Origin of the sequence: Halopseudomonas litoralis, assembly GCF_900105005.1 — a bacterium.
In the GTDB taxonomy this organism is placed as follows: Bacteria; Pseudomonadota; Gammaproteobacteria; order Pseudomonadales; family Pseudomonadaceae; genus Halopseudomonas; species Halopseudomonas litoralis.
The window spans coordinates 3,390,156-3,414,490 of sequence record NZ_LT629748.1 but is presented as its reverse complement, the minus strand read 5'-3'; the positions used below and the strand labels follow the sequence as shown (position 1 = coordinate 3,414,490).

The following is a 24,335-nucleotide window of genomic DNA, read 5'->3' as shown; positions in this document are numbered from 1 at the left end:
AGGCGCAGCCGCACCCGGTGCGACAGCGTCTGCGGCTCAGGAAGGAATGATCCGAGTCCGGCCGCGGTCGTCGATGGCGACGAAGACGAAGGTGGCTTCGGTCACCTTGCGGCTTTCCTCGTGGGTGTGATCATCACTCCACACCTCGACCAGTACGGTGATCGAGCTGCGACCGACATCCTTGGTCTGGCAATAGAAGGCCAGTTGCGCGCCTACCGGCACCGGCACCATGAAGCCCATGCGGTCGATGGCCACGGTGGCCACCCGACCCCGGGCGATGCGCGAGGCACTGCTGGTGCCAGCCATATCCATCTGACCGACCAGCCAACCGCCGTAGATATCGCCGAAACTGTTGCAATTGCGGGGGAGTGTGGTGATCTTGAGGGCCAATTCACCCAGTGGAACCGGGTCTTGATCTAGGTCTTGCATGGACTACTCGTCGTTGTAGTTGTTTTATCGGCCAAGGGCGGTAGAAACGGCGCTGGGCGTTCGTTTCAGTAATCCCCAGCATAAATGGCGATTATGATTATTGACAATGCGAAAGCACCTATCTTAAGGGATTACGCAGAGGGACTCAATGGCGAAGCGGGCGAAATCACTGCCAATAACCTGCTGGCAGCGGTGATCAAGTCAGGCGCAAATAGGCCGGCACTTTGACAGCGCTATTTAAGGAAGGTCTGAAGTACCGTCCATATTGGCGGCGATTATGACCTCGGCTCACAAAAAAACACTTCAGGAACGATTTCATCGCCCTCAGTCGCGTTTTCAGCGCCTTTTAGCCCCTTTTCGGCCATCCAGGCCGCTGTAGCCGGCACTCCGGGCGGATTTATCCTGTGCCCAGTAGCTGTTTTCTGGCCATCCATAGATTGGCCAGGGCAAACAAGGTATGCAGCTGGGCTGTGTTCTTGGCCAACCCCTTGTATCGCACCTTGGTAAATCCGAACTGGCATTTGATCACCCTGAATGGGTGCTCAACCTTGGCTCGCGTACTAGCCTTGGCGCGCTCGATGCGGCGCAAGCCTTTCTCGATCAGCTTGGTTTTGCTCAATGTCTTGAGCTTGCCTGGGCGCATCGCAATCGACCAGACCACCTGCTTGCGCCCTTTGTGTTCATCCCGTTTCTGAACGCCGGTATAGCCGGCGTCACCGCATACATGGGTTTCTTCGCCATGCAGAAGCTTGTCTACCTGAGTAACATCGCCCGCATTGGCCGCCGTCCCCACGAGACTGTGAACCAGCCCTGACTCAGCATCAACGCCAATGTGGGCCTTCATGCCAAAATAATACTGGTTACCCTTCTTGGTCTGATGCATCTCGGGATCGCGCTTACCTTCTTTGTTCTTGGTCGAACTGGGTGCATGAATGATGGTTGCATCGACCACGGTGCCGTGGCGCAGCATTAGCCCGTGCTCACCCAGGTAACGATTGACCACTTCGAACAACGCCGTGGACAGGCCGTAGCGTTCCAGCAGCCGACGGAATTTGAGAATAGTGGTTTCATCCGGAATGCGATCAAGTTGAAGGCCCGCGAAGAGTCGCAAGATGGTGGTTTCATACAGCGCTTCTTCCATCGCTGGATCGCTGTACCCAAACCAGTTCTGCATCAGATGAACTCGCAGCATCGCGTCGAGCGGGTAAGCAGGTCGACCACCTTCGCCCTTGGGATAGTGCGGCTCGATCAGCGCCAGCAATGGCTTCCAGGGAACCACTTGATCCATTTCCAGCAGAAAGCGCTCACGGCGGGTCTGCTTACGTTTACCAGCGTATTCGGCGTCTGCAAAGCTCATCTGTTTCATGCGGGGGTCTCGAAAATGGCGCTGACGCATTTTACCTTTTCAGGAAGTCTTTTTCAGACCTTCCTTAATGCAACTGTCACAATCGGGGCATAGAGTTGTCACATCGGCTCCCGATACTGAGTCGCGTGTTGCTAACACTACCTCACTAGGAGAAAGACATGAAATTGAAGCGACTGTGCGCCGCTATCACTGTTGCTGCTGCCGGGATGGCCGCAGGTACCAGCTTTGCCAACGCTGATGCCGATCTGAAAGCCTACGAGCGTGTGGGTGGCGTTTCCGGCAACCTTTCCAGCGTCGGTTCCGACTCCCTGGCCAACATGATGACCCTGTGGGCCGAAGAGTTCAAACGTCACTATCCGAACGTCAACGTGCAGATCCAGGCTGCCGGTTCTTCCACTGCGCCGCCGGCACTGACCGAAGGCACTTCCAGTCTGGCGCCGATGAGCCGCAAGATGAAGGACAGCGAGCTGCAGGCGTTCGAAGAGAAGTATGGCTACAAGCCGGTCGAAATTCCGGTCGCGATTGACGCCCTGGCCGTGTTTGCACACAAGGACAACCCCATCAAGGGTCTGACCATGGCCCAGCTGGACGCGGTGTTCTCCTCAACTCGCCTATGCGGTCATGATATCGATATCAATACCTGGGGCCAGGTTGGCCTGGACGGTCAGTGGGAAAACCGTGACATCCAGCTGTATGGTCGCAACTCGGTTTCCGGTACCTATGGTTACTTCAAGGAAGTCGCGCTGTGCAAAGGTGATTTCCGGAACGGTGTAAACGAGCAGCCTGGTTCAGCATCGGTGGTTCAGTCCATCAGCCAGTCGCTGAACGCCATCGGCTACTCCGGTATCGGCTACCGTACCTCCAGCGTTCGCACCGTACCTCTGGCGGCTGCCGAAGGCGAGGACTTCGTTGATGCGACTCCGGAAAACGCCATTTCCGGCGAATATCCACTGTCGCGCTTCCTGTACGTGTATGTAAACAAGGCGCCGAATAAGGAATTGGCTCCGCTTGAGCGTGAATTCGTCAAGATGATGCTTTCCAAGGAAGGACAGGAAGTGGTCTTCAAGGATGGCTATGTGCCGATGCCCAAGCGCGTTGTGGATAAGGTCTACAAAGATCTGGGTATGTAAAACAGGAGTTCCTCGGGCAAGGATGCCCTGCCTTCAGGGGTGTGCTGTACGGCACACCCTTTTCCTGTTTCAGTGATGTAACTAATCTGTCATAAAGATCCTGTAGGGTGTGCGCGCATGACTATCCAATCACCACCCAAAGAGACCCGCGTCGACTTTGACACCAAAGCGATGCAACGCCACCGCAAGATGCGTCACTTCAAGGACCACTTTACCCGCTGGTACGTAGCGGTCGGTGGGCTGGGTGTGATTGTAGCTATCCTGCTGATCTTCCTTTACCTCCTGTCGGAGGTGCTGCCGTTATTCGGTGGTGCCGACATGGACGAGCGCAGTCGCTACCAGCCCGCATGGCTGATAGAAAACGATTCGCCATTGCTGCTGGCCATGGAAGAGCAGGCTGAGGTGGCGGTGCGGTTATCCGAAGCCGGTCAGCTGGTATTTTTCCGTGCTGAAGATGGCGAGTTGATCAGCGAGCAGCGCCTGCCCATTCCTGCCGGCGTCGACATCACCAGTTTCAGTATTGAAAGCCCCACTTCCCGTCAGTTTGTGGTCGGCCTGAGCAACGGTCAGGCCGTTATTGGCCGGCATGATTACCGGGTCAGTTATCCGGCCGACAAGCGCGTGATTACGCCGACCCTGGCATTTCCCTATGGCGAAGACCCCATCACCCTGGATGAGCAGGGAAGGGCTTTGGACAACGTCAGCATAAGGGTCAGCGGCAATGACCTGGCGTTGGTGGGCAGCGTCGATCGTGAGTTGATCTACAAGCACGTCACCAGTCGGGAAAACCTGATGACAGGCGAAGTCACCACCACCCAGAAGCAGATTCCGTTGTCTCCGGTGAGTGGTGATATTCATAAGATACTGGTCGATCCGCTGCTGCAATGGATGTACGTCATCAATGACGAGCGGTATGTCAACGTCTACTCCCTGCGCCAGAACGGCGACCTGCTGGCCCGTTATCAGGTGGTCGGGGGCGCCGGCAATCAGGTTACTTCTGCCAATCTGATGCTGGGCGGCATTTCGCTGATTATCGGTGACAGCGCCGGTGGTCTGGCGCAGTGGTTCATGGTGCGCGGAGAAGGCACCGCCGAGCTGACGCACATACGCAGCTTTGATGCGCAGTATGGTCGGGCGATTCATGATATCCAGGCCGAGGAGCGCCGCAAGGTGTTCATGGCCACCGATGAACAGGGCCGTATCGGTTTCTATAACACCACGGCGCATCAGAATTTGATGGTGAAAAAGCTGGATGATGAGCCGGTGCGTACCTTCAGCATCGGGCCACGTGCGGCAGATCTACTGGCTGAACATGCCAATGGAGAGATCAGTTTCTGGGAAGTTGAGAACAATCACCCGGAAATTTCCTGGTCGGGGCTGTGGGGCAAGGTCTGGTATGAGAGCTATCCGGAGCCGGATTATGTCTGGCAATCGACCTCTGGCACCACTGAGTTCGAGCCCAAACTGAGCCTGTCTCCGCTGACCTTCGGTACGCTCAAGGCGGCGTTCTACGCGATGATCCTGGCAACTCCGATCGCCATCGCTGCGGCGGTTTATACCGCTTACTTCATGGCGCCGTCGGTTCGTCGCAAGGTTAAGCCTGTAATCGAACTGATGGAGGCGCTGCCGACAGTGATTCTGGGCTTCCTGGCAGGCCTGTGGCTGGCGCCTCTTCTGGAAACCAATCTGCCGGGGATCGTCTGCCTGTTGGTGCTGACGCCCATAGCCTTTATCACCTTCGCCTTTGCCTGGAGCAAGCTGCCGGAGAAGATGCGGCTGTTGGTGCCGGATGGCTGGGAAGCCATGTTGTTGATTCCGGTATTGCTGGCTATCGGTTGGCTCAGCTTCGCCATGAGTATTCATATTGAGGCCATGTTCTTTGGTGGCGACATGCGGATGTTCCTGACCAACGATCTGGGCATCGATTTTGATCAGCGCAATGCCATGGTAGTGGGGCTGGCGATGGGCTTTGCGGTTATCCCGACGATCTATTCGATTGCCGAGGATGCGGTGTTCAGTGTGCCTAATCATCTCACTCAAGGCTCGCTGGCACTGGGTGCCACGCCGTGGCAGACCATGAGTCGAGTGGTGATCCTGACCGCCAGCCCCGGGATATTCTCGGGGGTGATGATCGGTATGGGTCGGGCGGTCGGGGAAACCATGATCGTGCTGATGGCCACCGGCAATACGCCGATCATGGACATGAATATTTTCGAGGGTATGCGTACATTGTCGGCGAACATCGCCGTAGAAATGCCCGAATCCGAGGTGGGCAGTACCCACTACCGAGTGTTGTTCCTCGCTGCGTTGGTGTTATTGAGTTTTACCTTCGTGATGAACACATTGGCTGAACTGATCCGTCAGCGCTTGCGTAAGAAATATGCGTCGCTCTGAGTACCGGACAACAGGAAGTGAAACAGTGAAACAGAATTCCTTCAAAACCTGGTTCAAAAGTGGCAGTCCCTGGATCTGGATGAACGCCGGTGCGGTCTCCATTGCTGTGGTCATGACTGTCGGTCTGCTTGCGCTCATCGCGGTGCGCGGACTCAGCCACTTCTGGCCCTCAGACGTGATCGAGGTGGATTACCGTATCCCCGGGCAGGAATCCCTGGTCATCCTCGGTGAGGTGAACAGTGATGAGGAAGTACCCATGACACGCCTTGCGGGATCGGGCTTGCCGGTGGATGGTGAGGCCCCCGGCACGATGAACCGCCAGCTGCTCAAGGTTGGTAACCGCGATCTGTATGGCGCGGACTTCCGCTGGGTCATCGGCGAATGGATGGAGAACCCGCGTACGCCGGAAGATGTGATAGTTGTCGAGCGCCGCGAGTGGGGTAACTTCTATGGTTATCTGGTCGATCTGCGACAGAACGGTGAAGTGATCGCTGAGGGTGCGTCCGCTTGGCCGGCACTGAAGCAGGCCGTTGACCGGGCATTGACCATTCATGAGGATATCCAGCACTTGGAGAAGGGCGAGATCGGCCGTATCAATGCCGGCCTTGAGCAGGTCCGCCTTCAAAAACGCGGTTACGAGCTGCGCGATCAGCTTACCCCGGAGTTGCAAGCAAGACTGGATGCGGAGCGCGCCGCACTCGATGCAGAATATGCCCAGCTGGAACAGCAGCTGCAGGCGCTCTATACCCAATTCAACCGCGATAGCTTCACGGCACGCGTACCCGATGGGCGCGAAAAGGAAATCAGCCTGGGCAAGGTCGTTCGCGCTTTCCAGCCCAACAATATGGGCGTTATGGATAAGACCGGGCATTACTTTGCCAAGCTGTGGGAGTTCGTCAGTGACGAGCCGCGCGAGGCAAATACAGAAGGTGGCGTGTTCCCGGCCATCTTTGGCACTGTATTGATGGTACTGATCATGTCGGTGGTGGTTACGCCCTTCGGTGTGTTGGCTGCGGTGTACCTGCGTGAATATGCCAAACAGGGCGTGGTGACGCGGATAATCCGGATCGCTGTGAACAACCTGGCCGGTGTGCCTTCCATTGTCTACGGCGTGTTTGGTCTGGGCTTCTTCATCTACTTCCTAGGGGGGAGTATCGACTCGCTGTTCTTCCCGGAGGCGCTGCCAACGCCAACTTTCGGGACTGGTGGCATGCTGTGGGCGTCACTGACGTTGGCGCTGCTCACCGTGCCTGTGGTGATTGTTTCAACGGAAGAGGGCTTGACGCGTATCCCGAGATCCCTGCGCGAGGGCTCTCTGGCGTTGGGCGCGACAAAATCAGAAACCCTATGGAAAATCATTCTGCCGATGTCCAGCCCGGCGATGATGACCGGCCTGATCTTGGCGGTTGCCCGCGCGGCAGGCGAGGTTGCTCCGCTGATGCTGGTCGGGGTGGTCAAGCTGGCACCATCGCTGGCGGTGAACGCAAACTATCCTTATCTGCACCTGGATCAGAAGTTCATGCACCTCGGTTTTCACATTTATGACGTCGGTTTTCAGAGCCCCAACGTCGAAGCTGCCCGTCCGCTGGTGTATGCCACAGCACTGCTGCTGGTCGGCGTGATCGCTACACTGAATTTCTCGGCGGTCGCAATACGTAACCATCTGCGCGAAAAATATAAAGCGCTGGAAAACTGATCGTCTCAACCTTTACGATGCGGATACAGAATTATGTCCAATAACAGCAACACCCATGCAATGGATATGAGCGCTCTGGGGCGTTCGCAGGAGGAAGCGCTGAGCATGGATCGGGAGACCATCGCCCTCGACGTGCCCGGTCTGAGCCTCTTCTATGGCAGCAAGCAGGCGCTGTTTGATGTGAACATCCAGATTCCTCGCAACCGCGTTACTGCGTTCATCGGTCCATCCGGCTGCGGTAAATCGACCTTGCTGCGCTGCTTCAATCGCATGAATGATCTGGTCGACGGGTGCCGCATCGAGGGGCAGATCCTGCTCGACAATAAGAATATATTCGACAAGAACGTCAACGTCTCCAACCTGCGCCGCCGGGTCGGCATGGTATTCCAGAAGCCCAACCCGTTCCCGAAATCCATTTACGAGAACGTGGCCTATGGGCTGCGCATTCAGGGTGTAAACAGTAAGCGCACCCTGGACGATGTAGTGGAATGGGCGCTCAAGGGCGCAGCGCTGTGGGACGAGGTCAAGGACCGCCTGCATGAGTCGGCCCTGGGCCTGTCCGGTGGTCAGCAGCAGCGCCTAGTGATTGCCCGGACCATTGCCGTGGAGCCGGAAGTGCTGCTGCTCGACGAGCCAGCCTCGGCGCTGGACCCGATCTCCACACTGAAGATCGAAGAGCTGATCAACGAGCTGAAGAAGAAGTTCACCATCGTCATCGTTACCCACAACATGCAGCAGGCGGCGCGGGTATCGGACTACACGGCGTTTATGTACATGGGCGAACTGGTAGAGTTCGGTGATACCAATACCCTGTTCACCAACCCATCCGAGAAACAGACCGAAGACTACATTACCGGCCGCTACGGCTAGGTAGAGTCGAGCAGCCTTTTGGGGAGAGTCGCCATGAATAAAGAAATAGACAGCTTCACCCAGCATATTTCCCAGCAGTTCAACGAAGAGTTGGAATCGCTTCGTACCCGGCTGCTGGAAATGGGCGGACTGGTAGAGAAGCAGGTACACGACGCCCTGACCGCGCTGATCGAAGCGGATGGCAAGCTTGCCGAGCACGTGCGTGAAAATGATCGCGTCATCAATGATATGGAGCGCCTGATCGACGCAGATTGCATGCGCATTCTGGCCCGTCGCCAGCCCGCCGCCAGCGACCTGCGTCTGGTGGTGAATATCAGCAAGATCATCGTCGACCTGGAACGCATCGGCGATGAAGCCTCGAAAATCGCCCGACGGGCGTTGCAACTGATCGAAGAAGGCCAGGCGCCACGAGGCTACGTTGAATGCCGTCACATCGGCTATCACGTACACAAGATGGTGCAGCAGTCGCTGGACTCTTTCGCCCGCTACGACAGCCAGCAGGCACTGGAAGTAGCACGTGAAGACAAGGTCGTCGACCGGGAATACAAGACCGCCATGCGCGAGATGGTCACCTACATGATGGAAGATCCGCGCTCGATCAGCCGGGTACTGAATATCCTCTGGGTGTTGCGCTCACTGGAACGCGTCGGCGACCACGCGCGCAACGTCGGCGAACATGTGATCCACATGGTCGAAGGCACCAACGTGCGGCATATCGGCTTGACGCGCATGGCCGAGGAAGTGGAGAAAAACCTGCAGGAGCAGAACGCCGGGGAATGACTCCCCGGCGGTATGGGGTCTACCTCTGACTTCGAATCTGCGCCAGCCGGCCGTCTATGAAGCGCAGGTGGTAAGACATGCCATTGGTTGGGCCATAGACCCAGCGCTCAACCGTGGCAGCACCCCGCACGACATGACCAACTCCATCAACAGCGGGGTTGGTAACCTGCCGCGAAGCCGGCTCCCCGCACTTTTCCGTCACCACCATCGCCGTATCGCCTGTAGAGATCAGGCCATTGTCGCAGCGCATCGTTGCTGCGAGCGCGCCCATGGCTGGAAATAACAAAATGGCTGCAGCTAGGTAAAGGGGGACAGTTTTCATGTCTTCCTCTCCGTGAGGTCATGCTGAAAGAGTCAACATAATTGGAGGCCGGAACAGATTGTAATGAAGCAGATGGTATTGTGATTTATTGCTCTGGGAAACGTTTTTTCGTTGCCACAAAAAAGGCTGAGTCCGGTTCACACCAGACTCAGCCTTTTGGCATCAACTATCTCTGGACTACGCTTATTTCAGCGTCAGGATCCATTCAGCCAGTTGAGTTGCCTCTTCGTCAGTTACTGCGTTCGGTGGCATGGGGATAGGTCCCCAGACTCCGCTGGAGCCATTCTTGATGTGACCGGCGAGGTATTCGGCAGCATCAGCCTGGTCAGCATATTTGGCCGCCACTTCCTTCAGGGCAGGGCCGACCAGTTTGGCATCAACACTATGACAGGCGATGCAGGGCTTGCTCTTGAACAGGGCTTCGTCAGCCGAGACCGAGTGAGCTGCGGTCAGAGCGGCTGCGGCAACCAAAGGCAACAAATAAAATTTCATGATGTATCCTCAAGGGCTAAACGAAATGCAGCTCCTGCTTATGTGCGACATATTTGTCGGCAGGTATGAATACAAAATGGCTCAATGCCCGCTACATTTCAAGTGGGCGAAATGCCGCAGGGGCAATTTTGTGGACGCGGAACGCATGTTTGGGTATGTTGCGGGACACAAAATCAATCTGTCCCGTCATGGCTGATTCGGCGTAATTGGCCGGCTGCCTGGACCACTATTTGACACCTCAGGAGATTATATGGAAATCGCGTCCTACAGCAATAACTGGAGCTACCCCACCAACGTCCGCGTTGGCGCCGGTCGCCTGCGCGAACTTGCCAAATGCTGTACGCAGCTGGGTATGAAGGCGCCATTGCTGATCACCGATCCGGGGCTGGCAGCGTTGCCGATTGTCGAGCAGGCCATGCAGGTCTGCCGTGAAGCCGGTTTGAAAATCGGCTTGTTCAGTGCGGTCAAAGGCAACCCCACCGGCGGCAACGTGGCGGACGGTATTGCGGCGCTCAAGGCGGGCCAGCATGACGGTGTGATCGCCTTTGGTGGTGGTTCGGCAATCGATGCGGCCAAGGCGGTTGCACTGGTTGCCAACCAGAGCTGTTCGTTGTGGGAAGCACGTAATCCGACCAATGTGGACGCGAGCAAGATGCTGCCGGTTGTGGCCGTTCCGACGACGGCGGGCACCGGTTCCGAGGTAGGTCAGGCGTCGGTCATCACCGATGAGGAAAACCACACCAAGCGCATCATCTTCCATCCCAATATGATGCCGGCGATCGTGATTCTCGATCCGGAGCTGACTCTGGGATTGCCACCGAAGCTCACTGCTGCCACCGGCATGGACGCGCTGGCGCACAACCTCGAGGCATTTCTGGCACCGACCTTTCATCCGATGGCTGAAGGTATTGCGCTGGAAGGCATGCGCCTGGTCAAGGAATATCTGCCACGCGCCGTGCGTGACGGCAATGATGTAGAAGCCCGCCTGCAGATGCTGGTTGCTTCCAGCATGGGTGCGACGGCGTTCCAGCGCGGCCTGGGGGCGATTCATGCGGTATCTCACAGCATCGGTGCCCTTTACGATTCGCACCACGGCCTGCTCAATGCAATCATGATGCCCTATGTGATGCAGGCAAACCGTTCGGTGATCGAGCCGGAAATGGCCCGCGCAGCGCGGTATCTGGGTCTGGCCCATGCCGAATTCAACGGCATGCTGGACTGGGTGCTGGATCTGCGTGCGGAACTGGAGTTGCCACATACCCTGGCGGAAATCGGCGTGGACGATTCCAAGGCCGCACTGATCGGTGAAATGTCGACCAAGGACGTGACCGCCCGTACCAATGCGCGTCAGCTGGATGCCGCGGAATACCAACAGCTGTTCCTTAATGCGCTGACCGGCAAACTCTGATCGTCTGCCCAGCGCCCGCCGCGCCCTGTTGATGCTACCTCGCAGCGTCGACAGGGCGCTGACCCATATGCCGTTGCTCCTCCCCCCTGCGCCCTTGGCTGGGTTTTTGCCATTACTGTGGGTTAAGCTGTTGCGGTAACCGACAGAGAGAACCCCATGGCGAGTGTATCCGTCCTGGTTGTGGATGACGCGCCGTTTATCCGTGACCTGATCAAGAAGGCGTTGCGTAGCCATTTCCCCGGTCTGCAGATTGAAGAGGCGGTGAACGGCAGCAAGGCGCGACAGTTGCTTGGCCGAACCTCGTTCGACCTGATTCTGTGCGACTGGGAAATGCCGGAGCTGAGCGGTCTCGAGCTGCTGCAATGGTTCCGTGAACAGCCGGGTCAGGAGAAGACGCCGTTCATCATGGTCACCAGCCGGGGCGATCGCGATAACGTGGTGGAAGCCATCCAGGCGGGTGTCAGCGATTACGTCGGCAAGCCCTTCAACAATGAGCAACTGATCTCCAAGGTCAGCAAGGCGCTGCAGCGCGCCGGTAAACTGCAGCAACTGCGTAGTCGGCCGGTACAGACCAGCACCGGCCATGCCCAGGAATCCGTTGCCAGCCTGCTCGGTGGCCGCCAGGCGAAGCCCCAACCAGCGGCTGCGACAAAGGCATCATCCAGACAGAATGCTGCAGCGCAAGCGGATACCCGCTCGTCGGCTCGTTCCGCTGCCCGCGCCCAGCTACGGGTGGCGGGGCATCAGTTTGCCTGCGTCATCCGCAGTCTGAGCTTGCGTGATGCGCGCATGGTTGTACGTCGGGGCGAGCATCTGCCGGGGGTGTTTGATAGCGCCGTGCTGGATCTGGAGCAGGAAGGCGACAAGGATGTGGCGCGCATCAATGGCTACGTGCACACGGTGGCGGCGCTGGAGGATCGAATGGATTGCGAATGGGTGCTGGTGTCGCTGAAATTCGTCGATCAGGATCCGGCCAAATTGGAATGGCTGTCGCAACTGATCGCCGAGGGTGGCCATCAGGCAGCGCCACCCGTTCGGTAAACGGCTTAGATCAGCCGCTCCGGCGGGAACACACAAGTGAAGGTACTCCCCTTGCCGACCGTACTGGTGATCTGCAGCTCGCCTTCATGACGCATCAGTACGTGCTTGACGATAGCCAGACCTAGGCCGGTGCCGCCGGTGGTACTGTTGCGGCTGGAGTCGACACGGTAGAAGCGCTCGGTCAGCCGGTGCAGGTGCTCCGGGGAAATGCCCGGACCATTATCCGTTACGCTAAATCTCGCGCCGCGGTCATCCTGGGACCAACTGACCTGGATGCTGCCGCCATCCTGAGTGTATTTCACCGCGTTGTAGACCAGATTGGAAATGGCACTGCGCAGTTCCATTTCCAGCCCCGTTAGCCGCACCTGGGTTGCGTTTTCGATTGTGATCTCGTGTTGCCGGTCACCGGAGAGTGCCAGGGCGTCCTTGCGAATGCCGGGCAGCATAAGGGCGATGTCCACGGGCTTCTCTTCGGTGGTAGCTTCGGCGGTCTCCAGGCGCGACAGCATCAGCAGATCATTCAGCAGGCTCTGCATGCGGCGCGCCTGTTGCTGCATCTGGTGCAATGGCCGCTGCCAGCGCGAGTTGCTTCCGTCGTCACTGTCGATCATGGTCTCCAGATAGCCCACTACCACGGTCAGTGGCGTGCGCAGCTCATGGGAGACGTTGGCAACGAAGTCCTTGCGCATCTGTTCGAGGTTATGCAACCGGGTGACATCCCGTACCAGCAGCAGGCGTTCACCGTTGCCGTAGCGCGTGATGTTGTACTGCAGCCAGGTACTGATGTTCACCGGCGAGGGTATATCCAGCGGCTCGCGATAACTGCCCTGATCGAAATAGTCGATAAAGCGCGGATCACGTAGCAGGTTATGCACATGTTGTCCGCTGTCATCCGGTGCGCGCAGGCCGAGCAGATCTTCGGCAGCATGGTTCCACCACTCCAGATGACCGTCCTTGTCGATCATCACGACCCCGTCGCTCAGCGCCGCGGTTGACGACTGGATGCGTTCTATGACTGACTGCATGCGTGCCCGCAGGCGCTTGTCGCGGCGCTGCATGCGGTAGATGCCATCGAAGATTTCGCCCCACAGTCCCGGTGCTTCGGGCGGTGGATCGCTGGGGTGGGCCTGCAACCAGAGCTGAAAGCGCTGCAGTTGGCGCAGCATCCAGATCAGGTAACCGCTCAGGCCAATGGCCAGGGCCCACGCTGGTTGCCCTACGACAAGACCTATCAGCAGGCAGATCATCAGCAGCCAGAACAGCTTGCCTGTGATCGCCCGGAACCAGTTTTTCTCCACCCGCATCATCCTGGATCTGTTTGGGAAACGCTGCCGCGCCGGAACACTTCAGCCCTTGGTGGAAAAGCGATAGCCGGTGCCGCGTACGGTCTGCACCAATCCATCATAGGTAGAGCCCAGTGCCTTGCGCAGGCGGCGGATATGCACATCCACGGTGCGCTCCTCCACATACACATTGCCGCCCCAGACCTGGTCCAGCAACTGGCCACGAGTATAGGCGCGTTCCTGATGGGTCATGAAGAACTGCAGCAGGCGGTACTCGGTGGGCCCGATTTCGGCCGGTGCACCGTCAATGGTGACGCGGTGACTGACCGGGTCGAGATGCAAGCCGTCCACTTCGATGGGGGCTTCCTCATCCACCGGGCCGGCGCGGCGCAGCACGGCCTTGAGGCGGGCGACCAGTTCCCGCGGCGAGAAGGGTTTGGTGATGTAATCATCCGCACCGACTTCCAGGCCCTGGATCTTGTTATCTTCCTCGCCTTTGGCGGTGAGCATGATGATCGGAATGTCGCTGGTCAATTCGTCACGTTTGAGACGACGGGCCAGTTCGATGCCGGTAGTGCCCGGCAGCATCCAGTCCAGCAGGATCAGATCCGGCTTGGCATCGATGATGGAAGCATGCGCCTGCTGGGTATTTTCTGCCTCAAGGCAGCGGTAACCAGCCATTTCCAGCGCAACGGCAATCATTTCCCGGATGGGGGCTTCGTCGTCTACGATCAGTATGGTCTTGTCTGCCATGATGCTCCGTCCAGTTGCAGTGTCTGACATACACCGATTAGATAACAAAATTATTGCAGTTGTGTGACTGCAGACCCTTAACCCAGGCGGTAGTCGAGAACCAGGCCGGCAAACACCAGCAGCCCGCTCCAGTGATTGGACAGGAAAGCCGCCAGGCAGGCCTGGGGCTCGCGGTCGCGGATCAGCCAGTGCTGCCAACCGAAGCTCAGCGACATGGCCACCAGCCCCAGATAATAGAAGATGCCGAGCTCGAAACGGCTGCCGACCAGCAACAGGCACAGCAGCGTCAGGCCCTGCAGCAGCGCGATGATCAGCTTGTCGAATTCGCCGAACACGATGGCGGTGGATTTGACGCCGATGACCAGATCATCGGGCCGGTCGCACATGGCGTACTCGGTGTCGTAGGCCACGGTCCACAGCAGGTTGGCAAGATACAGCAGCCACAGCGCTACCGGCAGCTCGCCGGTCTGCGCGGCGAAGGCCATGGGGATGGCCATGGAATAGGCTGCGCCCAACACTATTTGAGGATAAAAGGTAAAACGTTTGCAGAAGGGGTAGACGGTAGCCAGCGCCAGCGCCAGCAATGACAATCTGAAAGTAAGCAGGTTGGTGAACAACAGCAGCGATGCGCTGAGCGCCACCAATATGGCAAAGACCACCAGTGCTTCCCGGGCGCTGACCTTACCGGTGGCCAGCGGCCGATTGCGGGTGCGGGTGACATGGCCGTCGACCTTGCGATCGGCAAAATCGTTTATCGCGCAGCCGGCGGCGCGCATCAGCGCCACACCGGCGATGAACACCACCAGCAGTACCGGATCCGGAAAACCGCCCGCCGCCAGCCATAAGGCGCACAGTGTCGGCCACAGCAACAGATAGACGCCAATGGGGCGGTCCAGGCGCATCAAATGAATGAAATCGATGGCGCGGGGATGAAGACGAGACAGGGGTTTGATCAGCAGGCCGGACACGATGATCTCCGAAGCAGTGAATGGGTCAGGCGGCTGGCGGCCAGCCGGGAAGAAATACCTCGCAAACCAGCAATTGCAGCCGGTCGCTGACGAACAGCGAGCGTCGCGCCCAGCAGCCATCATGCTGCCGGTCTGCGGGCAGCCACTGAACAGGGTAGCGACTGATCTCGATAGGCTCGCGGTGAATTCGCGGGTCATTGAACAGCAACTCGCCGAGACTGCGGCTACCCAGATTCTCCAGATGCACACCGGCGGCATTGAAAGCCTGCAGGTCCGCGACCGTGCGGGCAAATACCCGGGGCGCACCGGCAGTATGCAGCAATACCTCACGCACCCACACCGGATGCCCTTCGGCCAACCCGAGCGCCGCAGCCTCATCGGCGCGCGCCGGTTGTTGTTGCTCGTCCAGCACCTCTACCCGGAAATCATTGCAACCGGCGGCCTTCAGTCGTTGGGTCAACGAGCCGGTGCCGCTGAGCCAGTCGAGCAATACGTTATCGGAAATACCGGTGTGTGCTGTTGCGGGATGCCAGTCGGGGATGCTCACGGGGCTCTCTGTTGCTGCCTGAATAAGTCGAATGGGAGAGGGTAGCATGACTGGACTGAGCTTGGCCGCAGATACGGGTTTCCGGTAGTCTCAAGGACTGATATTTACCATATGACACATTTACCAGGAATGGCCGATGAAGAAGTGGCAATGCATTGTATGCGGATTTATCTACGACGAAGCTGAAGGCTGGCCAGATGACGGCATCGCCGCCGGCACGCGCTGGGAAGACGTGCCGGCCGATTGGCAATGCCCTGATTGCGGTGTCGGCAAGGAAGACTTTGAAATGATTGCCATCGGCTGATGCGCGGCTCGGGTAATGAGACAGTTTTGTCTTTTCCCGTTAAATCGGCGATAACTGTGTTTGGCAGCCTGGTTTTTGGCTGGCACTTGCCTTCAAGTCGTGCCATGCTGAGCAGGCTTTGACAGTCTTGGGGCCAGGTAAGGCGGGCTATCATGAAGCATCGCTGCGCTAAGCAGCGAAAAACAAAAACAACACATAGTGAGGCTTTATATGCGTAAACCGGAACTCGCAGCGGCTATTGCCGACAAGGCTGATTTGAGCAAGGACCAGGCCAGCCGCGCGCTCAACGCGATTCTTGATGAAATCACCCAGGCTTTGAGCCGCAAGGATACGGTTACCTTGGTCGGGTTCGGTACCTTTCTACAGCGGCATCGTGGCGCCCGGACCGGCAAGAACCCACAAACCGGTGAGCCGGTTCAGATCAAGGCCAGCAATACCGTCTCCTTCAAACCCGGCAAGGGATTGAAAGACTCTATCAATTGACCGACCAGCCGGGGGCGGTCAGCCCCCGGCAGCCATGCTCAGCGATCCCAGCCAAGCTGATATTCGTTCACCAGCTTGCGCAGTGCATCCCGCGCATTCAGTACTTTGTCTACAGCCTGCTCCGCCGTTTCGCGGGTCAGCCCCAGACGCTCCAGCAGATCATCCGAAATCACCATGGGCGGGCCATCACCCAGCTCCCGTTCGCGTAGCAGCGCCAGGCTGAGATAGGTCAGGTTGGCATACAGATGATGTTCGCCCACATAGACGGGGTCGTGCTGATGGCGAATGGCGCTGGATATTTCCGTTGGCATGTCCCAATAGCGCATCAGCCAGCTGCCAATCTGGTCCCGGTTCACCCCGAGCAGGTGTTGATCCACCAGATGGGCCGGAACATGGGGGTTGGCTTCCATGTGGCGGCAGATCAATTTGAAATAAGGTGGGAAGATGTACGCCAGCAGCAGATAGCCGAAGTTGTGCAGCAGCCCCGCGAGGTAATTGAGACCCAGCTCCGGTCGTCGGTCGCGAGGCATCACCTTGGCCAGGCCCTCGATGGTCGCAGCAGTATAAATAGCCTGTTCCCAATAGGACGTGGTGCGTTCGGGAGCGTCCTTGGGCAGGCTGAAGGTCTTGCCCAGTGACAGGCCCACCGCGAGATTGATCACCAGATCGAAGCCCAGCACCCGGGTAATGGCATCTTCCACCGAGCGGATCTTCCCGGGAGCGGCGTAGAACGAGGAGGATGCCCAGCTGACTACCTGTGCCGCCAGGCTGGGATCGGTTTCCACCACATCGGTCAGTTGCTCGACGGTGGAGTCGGGATTGACTCGCAGTTTCATGATTCGTTGTGCGGTGCTGGGTAGTGGCGGAATCTCGATGGTTTCCTCCAGCCGCTGGCGCATGCGCAGCGCGGTGAAGTTCTGCACCGCTGTGTTGATATCCTCATGGTCCTGCTCGGCGCCTTCGGCAGTGCATTCAATATTGCTCAGGGGCACGGCAAAGGTATTGACCGTGGCAGTTTCCGTCAGATCAGCCAGCGCACACTGTTCCAGCTCCAGGGTCCAGCCGGGAAGACCACTGGGTAGCCAAACGCGGGGGTGAGCCAGCAATTGTTGCTCGATCAGGCAGAGCGAGTCCACCAACACCGGCAGGCCGGGTAGGTGAGTCAATTGATAGCGGCTGAGGATTTCCTGCAGTTGCTGATCGCGTACCGGTTGCAGCTCCCGTCCGGTAACCCCGGCCAATGCTTTCAGGTCCAACAGATGATCGGCAGGGATCAGGGTCAGCAGCATCCCCTCGGCGTCACTCAGCAGACAGACCTGAACCTGCTGGGCGAGCGGGCCGCATGCGCTCTGCGGGCGTAGCTGATAGGCAATTGCCTTCTGCTGCAGCTGCTTTTCCAATAGATCAGGCAGGCTGGCGCTGGCTGACGGCGTTGCCGCTTGATTCATCATCAGTGGGTTCCTTGTCCGGGCATTCGGGAGTGCTGTTGAGACGATCTTAGCATGGGCGTTTGGGCGCTGCGCGGGCTCATACCTGAGCGAACTGCTGCCCTTCTGCCAGCCAGCGATCAATTATCAGACTGACCCGTTGCGGATGCTGTCGAGCAAAGCCAGCGGCAGCCTCCTGTACTTGTGGCAGCAGGTCGGCATCACGTACCAGATCGGCAACGCGAAACTGCACCAGTCCGGTCTGCCGGGTACCCAGCACCTCACCGGGGCCGCGCAGTTCCAGATCCTTTTCAGCGATGACGAAGCCGTCCGAGCTCTCCCGCATGATGCCCAGCCGCTCGCGTCCGAGGGCCGACAGGGGTGTGTGGTACAGCAGTACGCAGTGGCTGGCGGTGCTGCCGCGACCGACCCGACCGCGCAACTGGTGCAGCTGTGCCAGGCCGAGACGTTCCGGGTTTTCGATGATCATCAGACTGGCGTTGGGCACATCCACACCCACCTCGATGACCGTAGTGGCGACCAGCAGGTGTAGGTCACCTTCCTTGAAGGCTGCCATGAGCTCGGCTTTTTCCGTGGATTTCATGCGGCCATGGATCAAGCCGATCGACAGCCCCGGCAATTGTTCGCAGAGGGTTTGCCAGGTGACTTCGGCAGCCTGCGCCTGCAATTGCTCGGACTCTTCGATCAGCGTACATACCCAGTACGCCTGGCGCCCTTCGGCGCAGCCGGCGCGTACGCGCTCGATCACCTCATCGCGACGACTGTCGGATACCAGCACTGTGTTGATCGGCGTACGGCCAGGCGGCAGTTCATCCAGCACCGAGGTATCCAGATCGGCATAGGCGCTCATCGCCAGGGTGCGCGGGATTGGCGTGGCCGTCATGATCAGCTGGTGCGGTGAAAACTGCCCGGCGGCGCCCTTGTCACGCAGGGCCAGGCGCTGCTGCACACCGAAGCGATGCTGCTCGTCGATGACTGCCAAGCCGAGATTGTGAAATTGCACCTCGGGCTGAAACAGCGCGTGGGTGCCGACCACCATGGCGGCCTCGCCTGTGGCGATCATCTGCAACTGATTGGCGCGGGTCTTGCCCTTAAGCTTGCCAGCCATCCAGGCAACGGAAATGCCCAGTGGTGTGAACCAGCGTTGGAAGTTGTTGAAATGCTGCTCAGCAAGGATTTCGGTCGGCGCCATCAGTGCCACCTGCCAACCGGCCTCCAGTGCCTGCAGCGCGGCCAGTGCTGCGACCACGGTCTTGCCAGCACCGACATCGCCCTGCACCAGTCGCAACATGGGCCTGGACTGCTGCAGGTCGACGCGGATCTCGTCTGCCACCCGTTGTTGGGCGCCGGTGAGAGGGAAGCCCAGTTGCTGGACGTAGGCGTGAGCCAATTCACCAGAGGCCTGCATCACTGGCGCACGGTGCGCCCGTACCTGGGCGCGCAGCCTGAGCATGGTCAACTGGTGTGCCAGCAGCTCCTCGAACGCCAGCCGATGCTGCGCCCAGTGACGGCCGTCCTCCAGCGCCTGCAGATCGATGTCGGGGGGCGGGCGATGCAATGTGCGAATGGCCTCACGCAGCGATGGCAATTGATATTGCTCGGTGAGTTCCGGCGCCAGCAGGTCCGGCAGACTGTTGCCTTGCTCCAGCCAGGCCAGTGCGGCGTCGGTCAGGCTGCGCAGGCGTTGCTGGGATAACCCTTCAGTCGCCGGATAGATTGGCGTAAGGGTGGCTGCCACCGGCGCCGCCTGCTGGGTATCGAGGTTCTGCATTTCCGGGTGATAGATTTCCAGCCCGGAGGCGCCGGATCTGGCTTCGCCGTAGCAGCGCCAGTGACTGCCGCGTTGCAGGTTGGCCTTCAGCGCCGCGGAGAAATAGTAGAAACGCAGACTGAGGGTGCCGCTGCCATCCTGAATGCGACACAGCAGACTGCGGCGCCGGCCCATGACCACGTCCGCACCCAGCAGTACCCCTTCGATAACCGCATCCATGCCGGGACGCAGCGCGCCAATCGGAGTGATACGGGTGCGATCCTGATAGCGCGACGGCAGGTGGAACAGCACATCCTGCACGCTGTTCAGGCCGAGGCGACCGAGCTTTTCCGCCACCGCCGGGCCAACGCCCTTGAATACCGTCAGAGGGGTGCGTTCGAGCTGCAGAGACATACCCGGAACCTAACGCTTGTCGGCGGGGGAGCCGACCGAGCACAGACGGATCGAGTCGCTGAGAATTTCCACTGCGCGCGGGCGGGGGAAGCTGGCGCGCCAGGCGATGGCCACGGTACGGAAGGGTACCGGTGATTTGAATTGTTTGGTGAGCAGCAGATCGGAGCTGTAATAACGATCATCCGCGGCGGACATCGGCAGCACCGTCATGCCCATGCCGGAAGCGACCATATGGCGGATGGTTTCCAGTGAGCTGGCTTCGATGGTGGTGTGATGCGTATGATCTTCGTTGCGACGGGTGGTGGGGCAGGCTTCCAGCACCTGATCACGGAAACAGTGACCTTCACCGAGCAGCAGCAAGCGATCGTCATCCAGATCTTCCAGGCTGACGGTGGTACGCTCGGCCCAGGCATGATTCGCTGGGATGAGAAGACTGAAAGGCTCATCGTAGAGCGGCTTGGTCAGTATGTCAGGCTCGTTGAAGGGCAGCGCGACTATGATCGCATCAAGCTCGCCGTTGCGCAGCTTGTCGCGCAGTATGTGAGTGTAGTTCTCCTCGATATACAGTGGCATTTCCGGGGCGACCCGGTGCAGCTGAGGGATCAGATGCGGGAACAGATACGGCCCTATGGTATAGATGGCGCCGACCTTGAGGGGAGCCGAGAGCTGATTCTTGCCGGCGCTGGCCAGTTCACGGATAGCCATGGCTTCTTCCAGCACGCGCTGGGCCTGGGCGACTATCCTCTCGCCCACCGGGGTGACCCGTACAGCGCTCTTGGTACGCTCGAAGAGCAGAATACCCAGCTCTTCCTCGAGTTTTTTCACCCCGACACTGAGCGTTGGCTGTGAAACATGGCAGCGTTCGGCGGCATGGCCGAAGTGTTGCTCCTGGGCCAGGGTAACAATGTAGCGAAGCTCAGTCAGGGTCATGGCGTATACTGCTCCGTAGATTTTCCGCAAGCATAGCGGGTTGATCGATAGAGGAAAACAATCAGCATGAAACATGTAGTTATTGCCGGCTGCGGCGATGTGGGTACAGCGCTTGCCAAGCGTTTATTGCAGCAAGGTTGGCAAGTCAGCGGCTTGCGTCGGGACCCTTCGGCACTGCCGGAAGGTGTCGGACGGATTGCTGCAGACCTGACCAATCCGCAAAAACCGGCCGATTGGCCCGCCAAGGTGGATTATCTGGTCTATTGTCCAGCGGCGGGGCGGCGCGATCCTGAATTGTACCAGCGACTCTATGTCGACGGTTTGCAGCATGTGCTGAGCTGGCTGAAAGACAGTCGTCACCCCTTGCGCCATCTGCTGCAGGTATCCAGTACTGCGGTCTACGCTCAGAGCGCAGGCGAATGGGTCACCGAAAACAGCGCGGCTCTGGCAGCGTCGGCAACGGCACCGCTGTTGATTCAGGCCGAAGACGTGGCGCTGCGCAGCGGCGTACCAGCCTCGGTAGTGCGCCTGGCCGGTATTTACGGGCCAGGGCGCAATCGCCTGATAGAACAGGTTCGCGACGGCTTGCATGTGCCGGACATTCCGGTGCAATACACCAACCGCATCCATCGGGATGATGCTGCGAGCCTCTTGGAGTTGCTGTTGCTGGAAGCTGATCAGGGAGAACTGCTGGCGCCCTGTTATCTGGGCGTGGACGACGAGCCGGCACCCCTGCGCGAAGTGGCGGGCTGGCTGGCAGAACAGCTGGGAGTGAAGCTGCTGGGAGAAGGGCCGACCGCCAATCGGGTTGGCAGCAAGCGTTGCAGTAACGAACTGGCCCGCGAAATGGGCTGGGAGCCGCAATATCCGAGTTACCGGGAGGGTTACTCAAGCATGCTTGAGTAACCGCAATGGGCGTCGGCTCAGCCGACGACCAGAATACCGTCCATTTCCACCGGTACACCCTTGGGCAGGGCGGCGACGCCGATGGCGGCGCGGGCGGGATAAGGCTGTTCGAAGTAACGGCCCATGATTTCGTTGACGGTAGCGAAGTTGCTCAGGTCAGTCAGGAAGATGTTCAGCTTGACGATGTCCTGCAGCTTGCCACCGGCAGCTTCAGCGACCAGCGCCAAGTTGTCGAATACCCGGCAAACCTGAGCTTCAAATCCTTCAACCACTTCCATGGTCTGCGGGTCCAGAGGAATCTGGCCGGACAGGTACACAGTATTGCCGACCTTGATCGCCTGGGAGTAAGGGCCGATGGCGGCCGGTGCGTGTTCGCTGGTGATGACTTGCTTGTTCATGAATGTCTCCATTGGGTTCAATTTTTGAGGCGCGTTATCCGCATGACGCCTTGCAATACACGGATACGCTTGATCAGTTGTGAAAGGTGCAGTCGTCCGCGCACGCGCAGCACCAACTGCACTACGCTGACCCGGCCGTCGCGTTCATCCACGCTGATCTTGTCGATACTGGCGTCGGCAACGGTAATACTGGTGGCCAGCTGGGCAATGATGCCGCGCTGATGTTCCAGTTCCACCCGCAGCTCCACGGTGAATTCGCCAGCGACATCCTTGTCCCAGGTCAATTGCAGGATCTTTTCATTATTGCCGTGGTGTTCGAGCAGGTTCTTGCAGTTTTCCTGATGGATGACCATGCCCTTGCCGGTGGTGATGAAGCCGACAATGGGGTCGCCCGGAATCGGGTTGCAGCAGCGCCCAAAACTGATCACCAGTCCTTCGGTGCCCCGAATCGCCAGCGGTTTTTCTTCGCTGCTGGGCTGCTGAACGACCGCATCGCTCTTGACCATCTCGGCTTCTGTCGGCGCATCATGGGCCAGCAGGCGGCGAGCGGTAACGTAGGCCATGCGGTTACCGAGTCCGATATCCGCCAGCAGATCCTCCAGCGTATCCATACGGCAATCAGCCAGAACGCGCTTGATCTGTTGTTCGGGAATCTGTTCCAGACTGCTGTCGAAGCTGACCAATACCTTGTCCAATAGTCGCTCGCCGAGGGCGATGGATTCGGAGTGGCGCTGATGCTTGAGCAGGTGGCGGATATTGCTGCGCGCCTTGCCGGTTATCACGAAGTTCAGCCATGCCGGGTTCGGGCGAGCGCCGGGCGCAGTGATGATTTCCACGGTCTGGCCGCTTTCCAGCGGCTCGGACAGCGGCGCCAATCGGCGATTGATGCGGCAGGCAATGCAGCTGTTGCCCACATCGGTGTGTACCGCATAGGCGAAATCGACCGGTGTCGACCCCTTGGCCAGCTCCATGATGCGGCCTTTGGGGGTGAAAATGTAGACTTCATCGGGGAACAGGTCGATCTTGACGTTCTCGATGAATTCCAGCGAGTTGCCGGCCCGCTGCTGCAGTTCCAGTACACCCTTGAGCCACTGACGGGTGCGGGCATGATTGCCGTTGATTACCTCGTCCTTGGACTTGTATACCCAGTGCGCGGCGATGCCGTTATTGGCCAGCTCTTCCATTTCCCGCGTGCGGATCTGGATCTCGATGGGCACGCCATGCATGCCGAACAGCGTGGTATGCAGGGATTGGTAACCGTTGGCCTTGGGAATCGCAATGTAATCCTTGAAACGGCCGGGGAAAGGCTTGTACAGGCTGTGTACCGCACCCAGCACGCGGTAGCAGGTATCGGCTTTATCGACGATGATACGGAACGCATACACGTCCATGATCTCGTTGAATGCCTTGCGCTTCTCGCGCATCTTCTCGTAGATACCGTACAGGTGCTTCTCGCGACCCAGCACCTTGCCCGGCAGCCCTTCGCGTTCGAGGCAGGCTTCCAGCGATTCGAGGATCCGGTTCAGCAGCTCCTTGCGGTTGCCACGGGCGTCACGCACGGCCTGGCCTATCATCCGCGAGCGCATCGGATACATGGCATTGAAGCCCAGGTCCTCGAACTCGGTGCTCAGGCTGTGCATGCCCAGACGATTGGCAATGGGAGCGTAGATTTCCAGGGTTTCGCGGGCGATGCGCCGGCGTTTTTCCGGCTTCAAGGCGCCCAGCGTGCGCATGTTGTGCAAGCGGTCGGCGAGCTTGACCAGGATCACACGAATGTCCCGGGCCATGGCCAGCGCCATTTTCTGGAAGTTCTCAGCCTGGGCCTCGGCCTTGGTCTCGAAGGTCATCTGGGTCAGCTTGCTGACCCCGTCGACCAGGTCCGCCACGGTGTCGCCGAACTGGGTGATCAGCGCTTCCTTGGGGATGCCGGTATCTTCGATCACATCATGCAGCATGGCGGCCATCAGGCTCTGATGGTCCATGTGCATGTCGGCGAGAATGTTGGCTACCGCCAGCGGGTGGGTGACGTAGGGCTCGCCGCTGCGGCGGGTCTGGCCGTCGTGAGCCTGCTCCGCGTAGAAGTAGGCGCGGCGTACCAGATTGACCTGCTCGGGGTCGAGATAGTCATCCAGCCGATCGGCAAAAATCTCTATTCCGGACATGCAACTCTCCTGCACCCTGATGTATGGGCAGTTTGGACGAGGTTGCATGGCCATCGCAATG

23 protein-coding genes are annotated in these 24,335 nt (G+C 58.8%); 10 read left to right on the top strand and 13 right to left on the bottom strand.

Annotated features, from left to right (window positions below):
* Window positions 1-36 precede the first annotated feature (36 nt).
* Window positions 37-429, bottom strand: coding sequence for an acyl-CoA thioesterase (locus BLU11_RS16280; RefSeq protein WP_090275193.1), 393 nt, complete (start codon window positions 427-429; stop codon window positions 37-39).
* Between the two features lie 397 nt (window positions 430-826).
* Complete coding sequence (locus BLU11_RS16275) at window positions 827-1,795, bottom strand: IS5 family transposase (RefSeq protein ID WP_090276604.1); 969 nt, start codon at window positions 1,793-1,795, stop codon at window positions 827-829.
* A 158-nt stretch (window positions 1,796-1,953) separates the two neighbouring features.
* On the opposite strand from BLU11_RS16275, the gene BLU11_RS16270 reads away from it, so the two are divergent.
* From BLU11_RS16270 to phoU, 5 genes are all read left to right on the top strand, one after another.
* Window positions 1,954-2,925 carry a PstS family phosphate ABC transporter substrate-binding protein gene (locus tag BLU11_RS16270; RefSeq protein ID WP_090275191.1) on the top strand — a complete coding sequence of 324 codons (972 nt, stop codon included), beginning with the start codon at window positions 1,954-1,956 and terminating at the stop codon, window positions 2,923-2,925.
* A 117-nt stretch (window positions 2,926-3,042) separates the two neighbouring features.
* Window positions 3,043-5,319, top strand: coding sequence for an ABC transporter permease subunit (locus BLU11_RS16265; RefSeq protein WP_090275189.1), 2,277 nt, complete (start codon window positions 3,043-3,045; stop codon window positions 5,317-5,319).
* A 25-nt stretch (window positions 5,320-5,344) separates the two neighbouring features.
* Window positions 5,345-7,015 carry a phosphate ABC transporter permease PstA gene (gene pstA, locus BLU11_RS16260; protein ID WP_090275187.1) on the top strand — a complete coding sequence of 557 codons (1,671 nt, stop codon included), beginning with the start codon at window positions 5,345-5,347 and terminating at the stop codon, window positions 7,013-7,015.
* A gap of 33 nt (window positions 7,016-7,048) precedes the next feature.
* A complete protein-coding gene (gene pstB / locus BLU11_RS16255) occupies window positions 7,049-7,885 on the top strand; it encodes a phosphate ABC transporter ATP-binding protein PstB (protein WP_090275185.1) in 837 nt (278 codons plus the stop codon).
* A gap of 33 nt (window positions 7,886-7,918) precedes the next feature.
* A complete protein-coding gene (gene phoU / locus BLU11_RS16250) occupies window positions 7,919-8,665 on the top strand; it encodes a phosphate signaling complex protein PhoU (protein WP_090275183.1) in 747 nt (248 codons plus the stop codon).
* A gap of 19 nt (window positions 8,666-8,684) precedes the next feature.
* On the opposite strand, the gene BLU11_RS16245 is transcribed toward phoU, so the two are convergent.
* Both BLU11_RS16245 and BLU11_RS16240 read right to left on the bottom strand, forming a co-directional pair.
* Window positions 8,685-8,987 (bottom strand): DUF2845 domain-containing protein, encoded by a 303-nt coding sequence (locus BLU11_RS16245; RefSeq protein WP_090275181.1) that lies wholly within the window; start codon window positions 8,985-8,987, stop codon window positions 8,685-8,687.
* A gap of 183 nt (window positions 8,988-9,170) precedes the next feature.
* Entirely contained in the window at window positions 9,171-9,479 is a 309-nt protein-coding gene (locus BLU11_RS16240; protein ID WP_090275178.1) for a c-type cytochrome, read from the bottom strand.
* 250 nt (window positions 9,480-9,729) lie between these two features.
* Between BLU11_RS16240 and BLU11_RS16230 the strand changes: the two genes are divergently transcribed.
* The gene (locus tag BLU11_RS16230; RefSeq protein WP_090275173.1) at window positions 9,730-10,887 is read left to right on the top strand and encodes an iron-containing alcohol dehydrogenase; all 1,158 of its coding nucleotides are present in this window, start codon (window positions 9,730-9,732) and stop codon (window positions 10,885-10,887) included.
* Between the two features lie 156 nt (window positions 10,888-11,043).
* Window positions 11,044-11,928, top strand: a complete 885-nt coding sequence (locus BLU11_RS16225) for a response regulator (protein WP_090275171.1) — start codon at window positions 11,044-11,046, stop codon at window positions 11,926-11,928.
* 5 nt (window positions 11,929-11,933) lie between these two features.
* Here BLU11_RS16225 and phoR read toward each other — a convergent pair whose 3' ends face one another.
* The 4 genes from phoR to BLU11_RS16205 form a co-directional block, all read right to left on the bottom strand.
* Window positions 11,934-13,226 carry a phosphate regulon sensor histidine kinase PhoR gene (phoR, locus tag BLU11_RS16220; RefSeq protein ID WP_090275169.1) on the bottom strand — a complete coding sequence of 431 codons (1,293 nt, stop codon included), beginning with the start codon at window positions 13,224-13,226 and terminating at the stop codon, window positions 11,934-11,936.
* Between the two features lie 48 nt (window positions 13,227-13,274).
* Window positions 13,275-13,964, bottom strand: a complete 690-nt coding sequence (gene phoB, locus BLU11_RS16215; protein WP_090275167.1) for a phosphate regulon transcriptional regulator PhoB — start codon at window positions 13,962-13,964, stop codon at window positions 13,275-13,277.
* 77 nt (window positions 13,965-14,041) lie between these two features.
* On the bottom strand, window positions 14,042-14,932 hold the full coding sequence (gene ubiA / locus BLU11_RS16210) for a 4-hydroxybenzoate octaprenyltransferase (RefSeq protein WP_090275165.1): 891 nt from the start codon (window positions 14,930-14,932) through the stop codon (window positions 14,042-14,044).
* A 25-nt stretch (window positions 14,933-14,957) separates the two neighbouring features.
* A complete protein-coding gene (locus tag BLU11_RS16205) occupies window positions 14,958-15,479 on the bottom strand; it encodes a chorismate--pyruvate lyase family protein (protein WP_157718707.1) in 522 nt (173 codons plus the stop codon).
* A gap of 136 nt (window positions 15,480-15,615) precedes the next feature.
* Between BLU11_RS16205 and BLU11_RS16200 the strand changes: the two genes are divergently transcribed.
* Window positions 15,616-15,783 (top strand): rubredoxin, encoded by a 168-nt coding sequence (locus BLU11_RS16200; RefSeq protein WP_090275160.1) that lies wholly within the window; start codon window positions 15,616-15,618, stop codon window positions 15,781-15,783.
* A gap of 210 nt (window positions 15,784-15,993) precedes the next feature.
* Window positions 15,994-16,266, top strand: coding sequence for an HU family DNA-binding protein (locus tag BLU11_RS16195; protein ID WP_090275158.1), 273 nt, complete (start codon window positions 15,994-15,996; stop codon window positions 16,264-16,266).
* A 38-nt stretch (window positions 16,267-16,304) separates the two neighbouring features.
* On the opposite strand, the gene BLU11_RS16190 is transcribed toward BLU11_RS16195, so the two are convergent.
* The 3 genes from BLU11_RS16190 to BLU11_RS16180 form a co-directional block, all read right to left on the bottom strand.
* Window positions 16,305-17,714, bottom strand: coding sequence for an aminoacyl-tRNA deacylase and HDOD domain-containing protein (locus BLU11_RS16190; protein WP_090276602.1), 1,410 nt, complete (start codon window positions 17,712-17,714; stop codon window positions 16,305-16,307).
* Window positions 17,715-17,793: 79 nt separating this feature from the next.
* On the bottom strand, window positions 17,794-19,878 hold the full coding sequence (gene recG, locus BLU11_RS16185; protein ID WP_090275156.1) for an ATP-dependent DNA helicase RecG: 2,085 nt from the start codon (window positions 19,876-19,878) through the stop codon (window positions 17,794-17,796).
* 9 nt (window positions 19,879-19,887) lie between these two features.
* Complete coding sequence (locus BLU11_RS16180; RefSeq protein ID WP_090275153.1) at window positions 19,888-20,808, bottom strand: hydrogen peroxide-inducible genes activator; 921 nt, start codon at window positions 20,806-20,808, stop codon at window positions 19,888-19,890.
* A gap of 60 nt (window positions 20,809-20,868) precedes the next feature.
* On the opposite strand from BLU11_RS16180, the gene BLU11_RS16175 reads away from it, so the two are divergent.
* Entirely contained in the window at window positions 20,869-21,714 is an 846-nt protein-coding gene (locus BLU11_RS16175; protein WP_090275151.1) for an NAD-dependent epimerase/dehydratase family protein, read from the top strand.
* A 17-nt stretch (window positions 21,715-21,731) separates the two neighbouring features.
* On the opposite strand, the gene BLU11_RS16170 is transcribed toward BLU11_RS16175, so the two are convergent.
* Together BLU11_RS16170 and spoT are read right to left on the bottom strand one after the other, a co-directional pair.
* On the bottom strand, window positions 21,732-22,112 hold the full coding sequence (locus BLU11_RS16170) for a RidA family protein (RefSeq protein WP_090275149.1): 381 nt from the start codon (window positions 22,110-22,112) through the stop codon (window positions 21,732-21,734).
* A 17-nt stretch (window positions 22,113-22,129) separates the two neighbouring features.
* On the bottom strand, window positions 22,130-24,274 hold the full coding sequence (gene spoT / locus BLU11_RS16165) for a bifunctional GTP diphosphokinase/guanosine-3',5'-bis pyrophosphate 3'-pyrophosphohydrolase (RefSeq protein WP_090275147.1): 2,145 nt from the start codon (window positions 24,272-24,274) through the stop codon (window positions 22,130-22,132).
* Window positions 24,275-24,335 lie beyond the last annotated feature (61 nt).